Annotated in this window: 9 protein-coding genes; all 9 read right to left on the bottom strand. The window is 32.5% G+C overall.

From position 1 onward, the window contains the following. Window position 1 precedes the first annotated feature (1 nt). Window positions 2–1777, bottom strand: coding sequence for an ABC transporter ATP-binding protein (locus AAGE00_RS02435; RefSeq protein ID WP_063630621.1), 1776 nt, complete (start codon window positions 1775–1777; stop codon window positions 2–4). Continuing rightward, window positions 1778–2767: a phytanoyl-CoA dioxygenase family protein gene (locus AAGE00_RS02440; protein ID WP_063630629.1), complete on the bottom strand. Its 990-nt coding sequence runs from the start codon at window positions 2765–2767 to the stop codon at window positions 1778–1780. A gap of 4 nt (window positions 2768–2771) precedes the next feature. Beyond that, complete coding sequence (locus tag AAGE00_RS02445; protein WP_341815327.1) at window positions 2772–4448, bottom strand: WG repeat-containing protein; 1677 nt, start codon at window positions 4446–4448, stop codon at window positions 2772–2774. After that, entirely contained in the window at window positions 4409–6736 is a 2328-nt protein-coding gene (locus tag AAGE00_RS02450) for a glycosyltransferase (RefSeq protein ID WP_265032314.1), read from the bottom strand. The genes AAGE00_RS02445 and AAGE00_RS02450 overlap by 40 nt, the downstream gene beginning before the upstream one ends. Next, the gene (locus AAGE00_RS02455; RefSeq protein WP_265024697.1) at window positions 6693–7646 is read right to left on the bottom strand and encodes an NAD-dependent epimerase/dehydratase family protein; all 954 of its coding nucleotides are present in this window, start codon (window positions 7644–7646) and stop codon (window positions 6693–6695) included. The genes AAGE00_RS02450 and AAGE00_RS02455 overlap by 44 nt, the downstream gene beginning before the upstream one ends. Before the next feature lie 125 nt (window positions 7647–7771). Next, window positions 7772–8521: an NTP transferase domain-containing protein gene (locus AAGE00_RS02460; RefSeq protein WP_341815328.1), complete on the bottom strand. Its 750-nt coding sequence runs from the start codon at window positions 8519–8521 to the stop codon at window positions 7772–7774. 121 nt (window positions 8522–8642) lie between these two features. Then, window positions 8643–13655 carry an ankyrin repeat domain-containing protein gene (locus tag AAGE00_RS02465; protein WP_341815331.1) on the bottom strand — a complete coding sequence of 1671 codons (5013 nt, stop codon included), beginning with the start codon at window positions 13653–13655 and terminating at the stop codon, window positions 8643–8645. Between the two features lie 31 nt (window positions 13656–13686). Then, window positions 13687–14646 carry an IS5 family transposase gene (locus AAGE00_RS02470; protein ID WP_341815149.1) on the bottom strand — a complete coding sequence of 320 codons (960 nt, stop codon included), beginning with the start codon at window positions 14644–14646 and terminating at the stop codon, window positions 13687–13689. Between the two features lie 86 nt (window positions 14647–14732). Then, the gene (locus AAGE00_RS02475; RefSeq protein WP_341815332.1) at window positions 14733–17195 is read right to left on the bottom strand and encodes a hypothetical protein; all 2463 of its coding nucleotides are present in this window, start codon (window positions 17193–17195) and stop codon (window positions 14733–14735) included. Window positions 17196–17326: the final 131 nt, after the last annotated feature.

A 17326-nucleotide genomic window follows, 5' to 3' on the forward strand; every position in this document is an offset into this window, starting at 1 on the left:
CTTATTTCTTGCCATTCAAACAACCAATTTGAGCATTCCAAAGTTCCTTGTAAAGACCTTGCTTAGAAACTAATTCAGCGTGTTTACCATCTTGGACAATTTTTCCTTTGTTAAATACTAGAATTCGGTCCATGTGTAAAAGTGTAGAAATACGGTGTGCTATAGTAATCGTAGTTTTATTTTGCATCAGTTTAAATAAACTCATTTGAATTGTTTTTTCTGTTATAGAATCTAACTGACTAGTTGGTTCATCAAGAAATAATATTGGAGCGTTTTTTAAAAATGCCCTTGCTATTATTATTCTTTGTCTTTCTCCTCCAGATAGTTTGATGCCTTTTTCTCCGACTGTAGTTCCATATTGATCTGGTAGAGTCATAATGAAATCGTGAATACCAGCCAGCTTTGCAGCTCTCATTATTTCTTCGATAGTAGATTGAAGTCTACCATATATGATGTTTGCTAAAATAGTATCATGAAATAACAATGGGTCTTGAGGTATTACAGATATTTGTTGCCTCAAAGAACTCTGTGTAACTTCTGATACTATTTGATTATCAATCTCTATATTACCTTTTTTAACATCAAATAGCCTTAGGATTAAGTTTATAAAAGTAGATTTACCACCTCCAGAATAACCAACTAGACCTACCTTTTCGCAAGGATTAATGGTAACTGAGAAATCTTGAAATAATGGCTCCTGACCTTCATAAGAAAAAGAAACATTGTTAAACGTTATTCTTCCACTTAATAAATTTAATTCTTTAGCATTTTCCTTATCTTGAATTTCTGGTACGGTATTCAAGATTGGCAATGCATCTGAAACTTTGCCGAAATGAGTAGAAAATTGGGTAAGATTTCTAGTTAGATGGTTAAGAAACTCTATAATCGATATATTAATTCCAAGTACAAGAACAATATCTCCTATTGCGATTTTGTTCAATTGATAATCATGAATTAAAAAATACAAGTTTACTGCTTGGAGTATATCGAATGAATAGCCATATATAAACCAAAGACAAAAGTATGCCCACTGCAATTTTCTCTCTGCAATAGTTCTTTTCTTGCATATTTGAAAAAATTTGTGTCTCTCATGTGCTTGCTGAGAAAATAGCCTTACTGATATAACATTTAAAATACTATCTGCTATACTAGCTATTACTTGTGAATTTTGTTTAGAGTAATTATCAGCTAGTTCAGTAAGTACACGAAAGCTGAAAATCGAGACTAAAATAAAAATGCTTACCCAAGTGAATGTAGCGATTGCAAACTTTATGTTTACTAATGATAAGGTATAAATAGCTAAGACTAATGCTATACTGTAACCGAAAAAACAATCTATAAGCAATCTTATTAACTCTATCACACTATCCATTAAGCTACTGACCTTATGTACTAAGCTTCCAGATAAATTGTTCTGATAATAGGAATGGTCTTGTTGGAGTAGCCTACAAAAAGATATATCAGCTATTTTTTGACGCATTAAGGTAAACATTCGAATGTCAACAAAATAGCCATAGAATCTAAAAGCAGTAGTGATAAGTAATGCCATGCCAAGATAAGCGCTTACAGGTAATAAAAGATTTTCAATTACATTACCTTCCTGATATTTTACAGCTGTATCTAGAATATTTTTTACTAAATACTTTCTAAAAGACAAATCAACAGCTACCACCAGAGCAACTAAAGACATTATAAGTACATTAAGCTTGAATTTAGATACTATATTCAAGATGAACATCAATACACATTTGAAGCTATCAACTCTACTTCTGTTCATTTACAATGCTAGCTCCACTACTTTAACTTTTTTATTGAGAAATACAAGTAGTGAAAACCATAAATTTTTGTATATTTTTCCTGAGATGTCTCCAGCATCATGTAGTGCTGATGCTTGATTTAGAATAAGCAGCTTATATAAATCTCGCTTAGCCTCAGTAGTGTCGATCTCAGAAATATTTGTAGTTGTGTCTGTAATAAAGGCTAACCAGCTCTTGATAAGTTCTTCCATGTTTTTTGCTTTTATACTTTCCTGGTAGCCAAACAATGACAAGCATTCTCTCAGTATAGATTCTGTTAACTCACCACAATTGAGTATACCAAAAACTGAAGGCTGAGGTTTTGGCACATAGGGAAGGTCTTGATCTTTTATAATCCACCTTGTTACATAAGCAAATCTATCTTTAGCATCTGTATTCTTATCACTACCATGCCATAACCGTGAATCAAAAACTATCGCATCTCCTGCTGAAATAGGTAGTGACTTAATTTTGTAATTTTCCCGATTACTTGAGTACTGATCAAAAAAATATGGGTACCAAAAATCAACTAAAGGCTGTATTTCCCATTTATGACTGTTTTCTATAATTTGCAGTGCACCTGAAGTTTCACTTACATTATTCAAAGCTAACCAAACAGAAAAGTGGTAAGGATCATTGAAACTATAGGAGATGTCTTGATGGAAGGGAACTGCATCTATTAAATCAGCAGTTTTACATATAACATTTGATTTTTTCTGCAGTATCTGACACTGAAGTGACTTTTCAAGGTAATTTTTAATAATTTTATCTAATGCTTGAGAGATAATTCTAGTTACTCGAGATGACGTGCCCCATCTGCCGGTACAGTTTAAGTAGTCAGAAGTTGAAACACTTAGTTCTTGGGATAGCTTTGATATCTTATTTGTTATATCACTTAAAGACTGAGTTATTAGCTCTAAAGGAACCAGATTTTTGATAATAAAAAAACCATTTTTTTGTAATGTTTCCATGTGATTAACACCTGACATCAATAACTGATAAGTAATCTGTTAAAGGTAAAACAGCAAAAATTTTGAATCCTTTTACTTGTTTGAGTATTTTTTCCCAATCGTTTAATGTTCTTAGTTTACCTCCTGTTTCAACCATGACATTAATATCTACAGAGCCTCCAGTTGGAGAGCGGTAATCTAAAATAGTTTCTATCAATAAAATACGAGATATTCCTTTGACCAATTTTAAATAAGACAATACTTTATCATCATCATAGTGCTGTAGAAAGCGGCAAAAGACACCTAATTCATAATTTGTAACTGATAGTTCTTCCTGAGTTATAAGTTTGACTTTTAAATTTTCTACTAACTGTCTTGGTACTTTATGTTCGTTATATAGGCCTATAGAACCTTTATTGTGTATATCAGAATAAGCAAGAAATAAAGAGTGTACACCAAATAGCAATATATTCTTAGCACCATCTATATTAATCCTAGAATTAAACTCTTTAGTATCAAATCTAGAATATCCTAGCAATGCTTGGTAAAACGCTATTTTCTTATCTTCTGATGCTTCTCTTTCCTTAAAAGATTCAAATGAAGAGATTGACTCCTGTTTTAGTATATCAGCAATCTTTAACCAATTCTTTTCAGCGGCAACTCTTGCCCACATTGTTGCTGCTTTTGGCAAAAATGGTATTTCCTTAAAACACTTACCTTTTGATGATAGTTTCCATAAGTCCTCGTCCTTATCGTAATCAACAAACCCTATTTCCCACAACGCCCTTAACAGCCTTTCTAGATTTGGTACGATAATGTTTATCTTTTTAGATAAAACTGGCATAGTTGCAGGTAAAATATTTAACAAATCAAGTTCAATAGCAATGCTTGTTAGGTAAGTTTTCCAAAAGGCTGAAAGTTCTGCAGAAATCCTATGCACTTGAGATTCTTTACCTAAATCAAAAATACTAAACTTTACATTTCCGGTAATATCGATTTGTCCTAACAGACCTTCAAAAGTTTCAACTTTTGCCATCCCATTATAGAATGCTTCTACCATTTTAAATCTCTGCTGGTAAACAGGATCACCATTAATATCTATATGAAACCAACCATGTTGATCTTCTGCAATAGAATACCCTTTATGAAAAACATTAAGTTTTTTATACCATTTATTATGTACTAACTTTCCATGATGATTAATATGTGTAGCTTTACCATCCTTATAGACTACAGCGATACCATCCTTAAAATCTCCAACATAATCATATTCCTCCTGATAAATCCTGTTGCCATTTAAATTAATATGAAAACATTTATCATGTCTTCTAACTACACAAGCATCTTCCTGATAATTTCCAATCCATTGATAAGACTGTTTGTATACTCTACATCCAAATGAATCAATATGGTAACACCCTGTATCATCTTCTACGGCTGCTCTATTAAAGTAGAATCCAAAAGTTTTTAGAAATCTATTATGATAAACTGCTTCTCCTCTTACATTGATATGATAAGCACCTGTCTGATCATAAACCGGTGCAAGACCGGGCTCATGAAATTTACCAACCTTTATAAACCTATTTTCATACAAAGGATTTCCTAGTAATTCGTGAAAGCTCTCACACGGTGAAATTTTAATAGATCTAAGATTATCTTTGATTAATTGATCAAAGGTTTTCTCATGTTGCATGTTTTGCATAATTTGTAATTTAAATAATTCTTTTGTAAGCTTAGGTACTCACTACTCTGCCATATTTCCTCGAGTTTAACCTCATTAACATTACCAAAATTTCCTAATGTCTTACGGAGTTCATCTGGAGCACAGCAAGGACTAAACTTTCCTTCATTGTTTATCCATGCTTCTTTACCTAAAAATGGGCATTGACCACCTGGAGCCAAATCCTTAATACCTTCTTGAGAAAGAATTGTAAAATTTTCTAATTTTATCTTTTTACCATTTGGTAATAGCATATTATCTCTAAGCTCATATAACCTTCTCACCTCTGTATTCCATCTACTAATTGCTAACTCATCTCTTCTCATAGATAGATCCTTAATTTCCTCAAAATGTGCCCAAAGATGATGTCCTTTAACTCTATCTATGCCGTTTTTTATGGCCATCTTAACTATGTCATAGAGTTCATGTAAATTACTTTCCAAAAATGTTAATTGTAAAGTAACGGTACACCTTTCACCTGTGTCGCTAAAGTATTTATCTCTAACTTCAAGGAAAGTTTTTAAGTTTTCTGTCACTACTTCCCATTTTGAACCTTTCATGATTCTTTCATGAGTTTCTTTAGTTGCCCCATTCCAGGAAATCTTAACATCAGATAAAATTGGTACCAATAGTTCAGCCCATTTTCTAGCTCCTTTAATGGGAAAAGAACCATTGGTTGTGAGGTTAAGCTTAAGGCCGAACTCATGGCACAAATTGATTATTTCATCAAAGCTTTTATACATTAAAGGCTCACCCATAGTAGAAGGAATGATTTCCCTTAAAGGTGTACCAGCTGCTTCTTTAATTACTTTTCTGATAGTTTCTATTGATAGTATCTTAGGTTTTATTCCTTTAGCTTTCTTCTCTTCTTTAACTTTACTGTATGGTGAAAAACATTCGCACATTATACAAGAAAAATTGCAGTAATCTGGATTAGTATCAAAAGTAATTCTCCAAGGACCGGGTTTAACAGCTACTGATTTGCCTTTCTTTTTAATAGCATTACGGTAAATCTTGTTAAGTTTTTCAGTATGCTCACTTATAGAAGGTATATTTCCATTTTTAGTATAAGGATAGCCTTTTTGGGTAAGTTTACTATATAACTCCTGATCTGTAGATAGGATTTGCATTTTTTCTGATAAACTACTTGCATCTCTGTGCTTAAACAACAGTCCATCTCTTACATATTCTGCCATGCCACCATAATCGGCTGTTATAACTGGTATTCTAAGTTGCTGTGCTTCATGTATTACTAACGGTGAATTTTCACCCCAAATTGAAGGAACGACTATTGCATCAACTTTATTAAATACGTCAGTAACTATATTCTTGTTATCATAACTTCCCATCCATTCTATTCTTTCTTTAACAATAGGTAAAAATTGATCGGTAATCGCTTTTAAAGCGTTAGTTTCTTCTCTTTCTGCTCCCCAAATTCTAAGTTTTGCTTTAGATGATAAGTGAGAAAAAGCTTTCAATAATAGATCAACACCTTTCTCGGAAGTATGAGTACCAATATAACCGAAAATAAACTCTTTTTCTTGTGCTCTATTTCTATTCTTAAGACGATTGAGATCAAAACCATAATCAAGATAAGAAATTTTGTTTATCGGAACATTAAAATCCTGAGTAAATTTATCCATCAAGAATTTCGATGGGGAAATAAAGTAATCTATATAGTCTATTATTTTCCTTGTGTGCTTCATTCTAGTTGCAACCCATTGTTCCCAATAATTTAGGTCTGAATTCAGGAATTCTTCATCTCCTGTAAAATATCCCTTGTAACATTGGGTTGCACATTTTTGATCCTTTTGTCCATCACAAAGCTGTAATAAATCTTCAGAATTACGTTGAATAAACCTTCCTCTTGGACACATTAACCAAAAGTCATGTAGCGTAAAAATTGTAGGTATATTTTCTTTAAAAGCAATTTCTGGTAAAGTAATTGATAGATGATTAAGATGACCAAAATGTATAAGATCTGGCTGAAAGTTATCTATTATTCTTTTAAATTTTATATTTACTTCTTCATTGATAAATTTATAACGATATTTAGCTGTAGGTATATTAATTAAATGCAGTAAAATCCGGGAATCACTACGATCTAGAACTGTAGTGTAATAAAAATCAGGTAAAAAGCTATTTTCATACCTAGTAAATACTTGTACCTCATTGTTATTTGCTAGTTCATGAGCAAGAGTTTGGCTATAAACCTCTGAACCAGCACTATAATAAGGAGGGTAACCATGAATAACTTTTAATATTTTCATATATTACCATATCTATATTGTTAGGATATTCTTGTGTATTGTTTTGTAGACTTTTTATAAATTTACTTAATCCTACTTCTAATGAATGTTTTGGAGACCAACCAAGTAGCTCTTTAGCTCTAGTAAAATCACCATGAAACTTAGTTACATCAAAATTTCTTGGAGGATAAAAATCAATTCTAGAATCACTTTTTGTGACTTTTAATATTGTTTTTGCTAAGTTTTCTAAAGTACATGGGCTATTAGTAGTAAGATGAATAGCAGGAAGAGAAGATTTTTCGCTTTGTAAATATTGAACAGTTAAGCATATACCCTCTATAACATCATCCAAATAGGTAAAATCAAAAACACATTCTTTACCTTCTATTTTAATTGGATCACCTCTTAATGCATTAATACAGAGTGCAGGAATTACTCTACTGTTATGATCTAGTAAACCACCGTATACATTTGAAAAGCGTAATATTGCTACATTAAAATCTTTTGAACTTGTTATTTGTTCCTCAATAAATGCTTTACCTTTGGCATAATTATTTATTGGATCGATACTAGCAGATTCTGTAACTGGCAGTTCCTTCTGCTCTCCATAGACTTCTCTACTACTTGCATATATAAACCACGGTTTATTTGGAAGTGACTTACATAACCCTAAAAACTGCATTGTACCATCAACATTAATTTTTCTACACAGTTCAGGATAAAGTTCACCATGTATAACTCGAGAAATTGCAGCCAGATGAATAATTCCTGTACACTGAGCAAGTAGTGGTACTATATCTTCTGAAAAAAAACTGAGTGGATTGTTGTGAAACCTAATATCACAGCTTATTACTTCATGGCCCTGATTTTCTAACTTTTTCACCAAGGTTGACCCTATCAAACCTGCAGCACCTGTTATTAATATCCCCATGTATACCCTCTCACTACAACTAGGAAAATTTGTCGTACCAATTATCTTACAAGTAAGAATTAAAAGGTATTATAAAACCAGTATAAAATAAATGTCAACTTAAATTAGTGAATAAAAAAATGTAGTTATGAAATAAAAGTTGGCTGCCTTCTTTCTTGAAAATAGTGTTCGGCTTTAATCAAATCCTCCTTATTATTTACTCCCATTGCTTCTCTTTCATCAGAAACTACATAACCTACACTCAAGTTATTGTTTGCTGCAATGGGTACTATATCATTAAGACAATATTCATTGGTCGAATTATTAAATTTTATTTCTTTTACTAAGGTAAAAAGATCTTTAGCATATGAAACTATTATTCCAGAGTTTGCAAGAAGCATTTTATCTCCATTTTTTAGGATTTTTTGAACATTTCCGTAATTATCAATTACTAATCTTCCATATTGTTCATCTTGACTATTGAATCCAAGAAGAACTAAATTATTATACTTTAAACAATCAGTCATTTTCATAACTGTATCGCTAGATATAAAAGGAGTGTCTCCATACTGTATTAAAACTATGTCTTGATCAGATAACTCCTCCAGATTTTCTAGAGCAATTTTAACTGCAGTGCCAGTGCCTGTAATATCTTCTTGAATTATTAGTTTTATATTGTATTGATCGATTATACTTTTTAGAGTATCAAAGTTTTCTAAATCTTTTAGAAGGGAGTTGTTAACAACAATTGATAAGCTTTTTAGACTCAGCGATTTTGCATTAGAAATTATATGTTCTAAAAGAGTAAGATTTCCCACTTGGTGCAACGCTTTTGGATATTCAGAATTCATTCTACTGCTCTTTCCTGCTGCTAATATTATCAAAATTTTACTCATACATAACTCAGGAATTGATTAGGTAGTAAGTTAATTTATAATTAGTAAGATGTAAAGTCCACTGTAATTTTTATATATTTTCTAGATCTTGGCACCCTCATTAGAGTTTCATTTAAGAGAGCTATAACTTTAAACTCTTTACTCGATTTTCTACGCTGACATCTTGTAAACTCTGATCTGGACTTTTTAATATTTCTAATAATCTACTTGCAAGGTTTGAGTGTTTATTGATTACTGCAACCTGGACTAATGACTTGTCTTGATCATTACGAGCATTTGTTACAGCTACGCGCTCATCAGGTTTTATTGCTTTCAGCTTACTGATAATTTCAACATTACCATTTTTTGCATTCTCAAACAGCTCTTCTACTAATTTCAATAGGTTAGTAATATTTTGGTCTCGAGAAAGATCAAGTGGTGCTTTACCTTCTTTATTCTTGATGTTATAAATTGCACCATGTTTTAATAAAGATTTTACAACTTCCAAGGAGCCACCTTTAGCTGCAACATGAAGTGATGTAGTACCACTAGAAGTAGTTTTAGCATTAACAAAGTCATTTAATTTATCACGACTGATATGTTGTAACAGAACCTCAACAATTTCTTTGTAACATTTGGAAGTAGCAGTGTGTAATGGTGTATTACCTTTATTAGTAACTTGACTAACATTAGCTCCATTTGTTAGTAAGATGTTTACTATATCTATGTGTCCATTGCTAACAGCGTAATGCAACGGTGTTCTTCCATCAATATCTTTATCGTTGGCATCAGCTCCATCTTTTAACAGACGCTGAACAGTTCGTATATCACCTTTACTAGCAGCAATGTTGATATCTTTCTGCAGATGCTGGAGAACCTCTGATGCTTCGCTACCCTCAAGCTTAAATCTAAAATTAATCATCTCTATCTTTTTTAAAATATCTAAAACACTCGGATGACTTGGTCCAAAAACAGCTTTTCTTTGATCTAAACTTTCTCTGTAGACTTTAAGTGCGCTGATCCATTTCCCTTGAGCAAAAAGTACATTTGCTATGTTGTATTGAGTATTCAAGGTTTCTGGGTGATTTTGTTGTAAAGCTTTTTTCTGGATATTTAAAACCTCTTGAAAAGCTTTCAAGGCTTCATGATATTTATTTTGATTGAAGAGTACCCCAGCAATGTTATGTAACGTTCTCAAGGTATCAGCATGATTAATACCTAAAATTATTTTCTTCTTTTCAAAAACCTCTTTATAGATTTTTAAGGACTCTTCGTATTTACCTTGGTTAGCTAGTACCATTGCTATATTATTTTTGGCACTCACAGTGGCTAGATCATGTGTACCTAGTGTTTCTTTCCTCTTTTCAAAAACTGCCCTATTGATATTTAACGCTTCTTCATATTTTCCCTGTTTATCTAATACTAATGCCATGTGAAACTGAGTATTTAAGGTATCTGAATGATTTGACCCTAGTATTTCCTTTTGTCTCTGATAGACTTCTTGATAAATATTAAAAGCTTCTTCATCTTTCCCCTGTCTATGCAGCACTAAAGCGATTGTACTTCTTGTACTTAAAGTATCCTTATCGTTTAAACCCAGCATTTCTTTTTGTTTCTGAAAAATCTCTTTAAGCATATTTAAAGCTTCTTGGTAAATTCCTTGCTTATATAGCACTTTGGCTATATATGTCTGAATATCTAAAGTACCAGGATTGTCTGGTCCTAGTATTTCTTTTCTTCTTTCAAATGCGCTTCTGAAAATACTTAAGGCTTTTTGGTAATTGCCTTGATTCAAGAGCACTAAAGCTGTATCAATCTGAGCGGATACGTCACTTTGCGATATCTGCTTCAACTGCTCGACTTTTGAAAAGTTACTATGTACTGCAGCAACTACTAACGTTTTGTTCTCTCTATTACGAGCACTCATCACTGCTTTTACTGTATCAATATCCTTTATCTTATTTAGGTCATTAATAACTTGAGCATTACCATCTTTAACCTTTTTAAATGATTCACTGACTAGTTTAAATAAGCTAGTTATACTTTTATCCACAGTAAAATCTGATGGTGTTTTCCCACTGTCAGAGACAGCATTGTATACTGCACCATTAGATAATAGGGCCTTTACAACTTTTAAGTGAGAGAACTTAGCAGCATAATGCAGAGGAGTAAACCCCTTGTTACCAACCACATTAGGATTAGCTTTATTTTGTAATAGAATATTGACAACTCCATCATAGCCCTTCCATGCAGCATAATATAATGGTGTTACACTATCAGCATTTTTGGCATTAACAAACGCTCCTGCTTTAATGTAATTCTCAACCTCTGAAGAGCTATTACGTTTTACAGCCTCAAATAATTTCTCAGTTGATGCTAATAGATTGATAACGTCTTTATCGTTAGTCATTTCTAATGGTCTTCTACAAAGCTTGTCAACAGCGTTATAAACTGCACCATTTTTTAATAAAACTTCAATAACGTCTTTATAACCAAAATTAGCAGCAATATGCATAGGGGTTAAGCCATTAATATCTTTAGCATTAACGTCAGCACCTTGTGCTATCAAATACTTTACAACTTCTAACCGACCTTTCATTGCAGCATAGTGTAGTAATGTCTGGTTAGCTGTACCAAGCTCATTAATACTCAACCCCTTGCTAAGGAAAAACTCTACGGTATCTTTATAACCTTCTCTAGCTGCAATGTGTATAGGCTTTGATCCAGAGGCATTTTTAGCATTAATATTAGACCCTTCATCTACTAGACATTTTACCATTTCCAAGTTACTTTCCTGTGAAGCAATGTGCAGTATAGTCCAATCATCATTGCCTTTAGCATTCATATCTACTTTTTTATACTGCAGTAACATTTTAACCACTTGCAAATGACCATGTGCAACTGCTAATTCTAAAGGTGTTCTGCTCTTATTGTCCTTAACATTAACTTTTGCTCCATTACTTAATAGGACTTCAATAACATTAACATGGCCGTGTCCTGCAGCTATATGTAGTGGAGCACCTTCAACATTTACAAAGTTAACGTTAGCCTTGTTTGCTATCAAAATTTCAGCAACTTCTTCATGGCCTTCTTGTGCCGCAAGATATAATGGTGTTGTACTATTAATAGTCATAGCATCAACATTGGCTCCCCTTGCTATCAGAGCATTTACTATTTCCTTGTGGCCTCTTTTAGCAGCCAAATGTAATAGTGTAGCATCTTCAGGACCTTTCATATTAGTACGGGCCTTGTTTTTTAGCAAAATCTCTACAATATCCCTATAACCAGCGAGCACTGCTAATGATAAAGGTTCACCACCTTCTGCATTAACACTAGCTCCATTTTCTACAAGAACTTCAACGATTTCCTTATGATTATGCTTAATAGCAGAAAGCAATGGTGTTAGGTTGTTACTCTTAACATTAACATTGGCTCTATTTGCTACCAAAATTCCAACGATTTCTTTATAACCTTCCTCCACAGCTACATGTAATGGTGTACTACCTGCAATACCTTCCATATTAACTTTGGCTTCATTTTTTATTAAAAGGTTCACAATATCTTTGTGACCCCCTACAATAGCTGCATGTAAAGGTGTAAGACCATAATTAGCACTAGTATTGACTTCAGCTTTACTTTTGATTAGAAAAGCAATAGCGTCTTTATGTCCACTTAGAGCAGCTACATGCAATGGCGTCATGCCATCATTAGTTCTAGCATCAACTTCAGCTTTATTTTTTATTAGAAGATCAATAATATCTTTGCTACCATTCATCGCAGCTGCATGTAATGGTGTACTACCCTTAATGTCTTGAGCTCTAACTTCAGCTTTATTTCTTATTAGGAGTTCAATAATATCTTTGTGACCTTTCAGAGCAGCTACATGTAATGGTGTTAGATTATTATTGGCTTTATCATTGATTTCTACTCCATTTTTTATTAAAAGCTCAGCAACTGCCTTATGACCACTCTCTGCTGCATAGTGTAATGGCGTAGCATTATTTTTATCTTTAGCGCGAATGTTAACCCCATGCTCGAGAAGAGCAACAACTATCTTCAAGTGGCCACTCTGCACTGCAAAATGTAGTGGGGTTATACCTTCCACAGTGGCAATACTAGCATTTGCATTATTTGTCAGTAAAGCCTTAACAATTTTCTCATGTCCATCTTTTGCTGCGTAGTGCAAAGGTGTGTTATTATAGGTTTTGTCAACAACATTAACATTAGCTCCATGCTTCAATAAAATATTAGCTATCTTTTCATGACCGTTTTCTATTGAATAGTGTAATGGTGTACAACCATCTATAACTCTGGAGTTAACATCGGCTCCTTTGAGAATTAAAGCATTCACTACTTCTAGGTGGCCATTTAGTGCTGCTGTATGTAATGGTATTCCCTCCTTATCGTTTCTTGCATTAACATTTGCCTCATTTTTCAGTAAAAAATTAACTAGCCCTAGATAACCACTTTCTGCAGCTATATGTAGTGAAGTAAAGCCACCCATAGTTTCGTTGATGTCAACATTCGCTTCTTTTTCCAGCATAATCTTAGCAACATCAATATGATTGTTTTTTATTGCATAGTGTAAAGGTGAAAAACCAGCTATATCTTTGGTATTAGTATTAGCATTATTTTTTAGTAGAATTTCAACAGCATCTTTGTGACCATTTTTAGCTGCAATATGTAGTGATGTTTTGCCACTATTATCTAGATCATCAACATATACACCTGTTTTTCCTATAAAAAATTCCACAATATTTTTCCTTCCATATGCAGCAGCAATATGTAGTGGGCTTTGACCATTAATATCTTTAACATTAACGTCTAAATTTTGATTAAGAACAAATTTTATAATTTCAAGACTAGGTCCCTTAGCAGCAAAATGTAATGTAGTCCATGAGTTAATACTTCTAGCATTGATGTCTGCTCCTTTTTTGAGATAACTCTTTAAGTCTTCAAGATTTCCTTCTTCCAACGCAGCAAACATTTTTTCCTGATTAGTAATAGTGATAAGGTTTTGATCGTATTTATCTTTCAGCTTGGAAGGATCATCTCTTACCGACTTGCCAATTTTCTTCTTACTTTTTATTACATTTTCTGAAATAAGTTTTTTAGCGTTCAAGATAACTGCTATTGAGGGATGGCTTTGTTGCATAGCACTGATAGGCATGTAAATCACAGTGAATTTACGCAGCTAATTTAAATTCAGCCATACCTATATCAGTAAATTTGTTCAATAAGTAGCACTTAATTAACAGCTCTTTTTCACGATTTACCTCTGATTTATTTTTCAAGCCAAACCCAAATATTTGCTTCAACCTATAGAAAAAGACTTCAATATAAGACCGTGCTCCATACTTAACTTTTTTCTTCCATTCATTAATACCATCTTCATAATTCTCATATGACCTAATTCTACTAATATACTTGTTTCTTTCTGATAAGTAGTCAGCTAAACAAATTTTAGTATCCTTCCTAGGGCGAATAATAGGCACAATATTGTATTTTCTGCATTCTTTATACACACTTTTTATATCATAAGCCGCATCTGCTCGAATAGAACAAATGTTATATTTATCACTGACTTCTTCTAACATATCGCAGACCGGCAAATAGTCTACAGCAACACCACTAGTGTAGTTCATGCTTATTGCTTTCTTATCATTTATGTTTAAAACAACATGTAATTTTCTTACTTGACCATAACCACTGTATTTTCTTTTTCGAATATTAAGCTTACTATGCCCACCGTTATTATTGTAGATACTAACTCTAGTGCTATCTACGGCAATTTCAACATTTTCCAGATCATCTTTATTGCTTCTATGGTCATCAATCTTCAAATTAAGCTTTTTAAATCTTCTGGAAGCTTGTGTATAGCTGATAATCTTAAGTTTTTTGCCTATTTGTACCATATAACCTTTTACAAAACCTACAGCTTGTCTCAAGCCAATTCTAAAAAGATGAACTATTATGTGTATTAAAATTACAACTTTATCACTATAAGTGTTATTGCCACCTGCAACTTTTGGACTATTTTCATACCAATTTTCTATGGCTTGATTAACAAAATGAAAAACATTTCCTCTTTTTTTGAGAAACTCGTTATATTCTCTTTGGTTACTTACTCTCATTTTTTGTGGCATAAGTTGTACTTGTTTGAAAAATGCCTATTTTACAACAAAATTCGTTAGTAGCCATATATTAAAAAGCTTTTCTTCTTACAATAACCTCAACCAACACTAGCTATGCAACAAAGCCTTGAGGGATCAGATAACAATACATCAACTAAGGTATTATCGTGTGCTAAATGATTACGCAAACATTTTCCAGTTAATAAAGGAGTGTTATCATCTAAAAAAAGTAGATTGTTTTCTAGATGCTTCTCTGATCTACCTAAAATTGACATTATATCCAGAACAAGCATTTCTACTACTGCTTGCAACTTTTTATTCCTCTTGTAGGAAGGAAGCTTTTCAGTTAACTTGCCACTTAATGCGTTATTCCTCAAAATACTTTTCAGTTCAGATAACTTCAGTTCAAGCTGGTTATTGTATTTTTCTTCTGTTATGTTGTAAGCCTTCCTTTGTTTATGTATAGGAATAAACGAACCTTTCTCATTCAACTTGTTTCTTAATTCCTCAATCCATTTAAGGTCACCTGTTCCAAGTTCAGCAATGTAAAAAATCTCACAAGTTAATCTATTTACTTTATCAAGGTTGTCATCCTGTATTCTTGACCTAACACTATGAGAAATTTTCATTGATAGTTCGGCTATTTCTTTAAGATTGTGAGACTCTATTTGGGAAGGAATATTCTCTAGTGTTTTATTAGCAAAGAATTTTATTCCTCTAATAACATTATGGTCAATCTTATTGTCATTCAAACCAACATCTAAGCTCTTTAATGATATAAACGCCGTAACATAATCAGTTCTGATATTTTTTGATTTAGTTTTTGCAAAATTGATTATGTTATCAATTTTATTAAACAGCTCCTTTTCATAATTCGTCTTTTCAGTTATATTATTGCTTAATTCTTTTATGAGTTTTTCAAGCTTATCATGTTCCATCACTTTAAAACTCTCTGTAATCATTTCATCTAATTCAACGTTACTAAATATTCCAGCAACTTCTTTTATCTCGTCTAAGTTTTCACTACTGGTAATTTTCTTTAGCAATATTATGACTATTTTAATCTTGTTATTGTAAAGAATATCAGTAATTACATTATCGATTCTTTTAGTATCATTTTGAACACCAATAAAAAAGTTAACATCTGTATTTTCCTCAATCTCTGTTCTTTTAGAGAGCGAGTAAGCATGTGACAGTGAATTACGTAAATCTATAATGACTTCTCTTGTGTTCTTTGGTAATGATAGTAGAAGAAGCTCGCTTGTAGTGCTAGATAACTTGGGAGATTCTAGAGTGTTTTTTAAATATTCACCAATAACCTGTAAAACCCTTGTAATAATTAACTGTCCTTCCCTTTCTTTAGGATTAGCTGATAATGCCAACTTTATATAATCACTTATTTTCTCTAAAGAATGAATATCCCTAATTTGTTGATAATCGCTATACAACTCTCCAAATTGAGGATAATTGCTAACGATCTCTGCAACAACCCTCTCACGTTTTAACTTCGGGAGATCAGCAAATTTACCAATGTCCACACCTTCTATAATATCTTTTTCTTCTTTAAGTTTCTTTGCAAAATTTTCCAAGTGGTCTAGTATTTTACTTTTATTCAATGTGGCATTATAGAATAGATTCATTTCCTGTCGTTTTATGTGAGAAGAAACAAAACTGATCAAACAAAATTCCATTTCTTCCCAAGGTAGTCTATCGTAGGTTGATTTCAACTGCCGCTTTAATATATGAATATTTTGTGCAATAAATTTTGCTATGAATAAAAACTTTTCATCTACTTTTTCTGTGTTTGAATACTCTGCCTTTAACAGGCTAATATTTTGAAGTACTAACTCAATCCGCTCTCTTATGTTATTAAGATAACTCTTCACATTCTGATCTTGTCCAGAAGCACTAGAGAAAAAACGGAGGTTTATCAATTTATTTTCAACAAAAATTTCTATCTCTTCTGATAATAATACGTTCTTTAGCTTTAATTCCTCATAAGCTCGTGAAAGAATTTCATCTAATTCCCTGAAATGAACAGCAAAATAATTACCTGGCCATTTATTAATGAGTGTATCAAGAAGTTCAACATTACCTGAACGTATAGCATAATAAAACGCATTATGGCATGTTTCATCCTCATCATCTGGTAATATAGTAGTTTCTCTGATGCCAACAGATAAATTACTGAGAATTTTACTATTATTGCCAAGTAGGTATTCTAAAATCTTTACCTTATTGTGTTTACAAGCTAAGATAACTAAGTTAGTACTCTTAACAGGATTGTTAGCATTATCATAATAGTCTCTCAAAGTTACTTGATCTTCTGCATCAGTTATGTAATCAATAAAATTGCTTAATTTTTTTAAGCTGTCGACATTACCATCTGATATTGCCTCTTCGAGTTCAGTTAAAACCAGGAGATAAAGTTCTTCAGCTTTTGCTTTTCTGCGGTAGAGCTTTTTATATTCTCTAATAAACTCCTCTTTTGATGTGTAAGAACGTGATAAAAACTGTTTATCTTCTTGATAAAAACTGGTTTGTTGTTTAGGTACATGCATAAACCCTCTCTGAGATATATTTACACCAGTATTAGAATAGCAAAGTTTACTTAATATGGCAAAAATTAAAATAGCATCTTTTGTTAATAAAATATTTTTGAGAGAATATCTACTAATCCTGCAATTTCAGG

The organism is Wolbachia endosymbiont (group B) of Aricia artaxerxes, from assembly GCF_964026975.1.
Classification (GTDB): Bacteria; Pseudomonadota; Alphaproteobacteria; order Rickettsiales; family Anaplasmataceae; genus Wolbachia.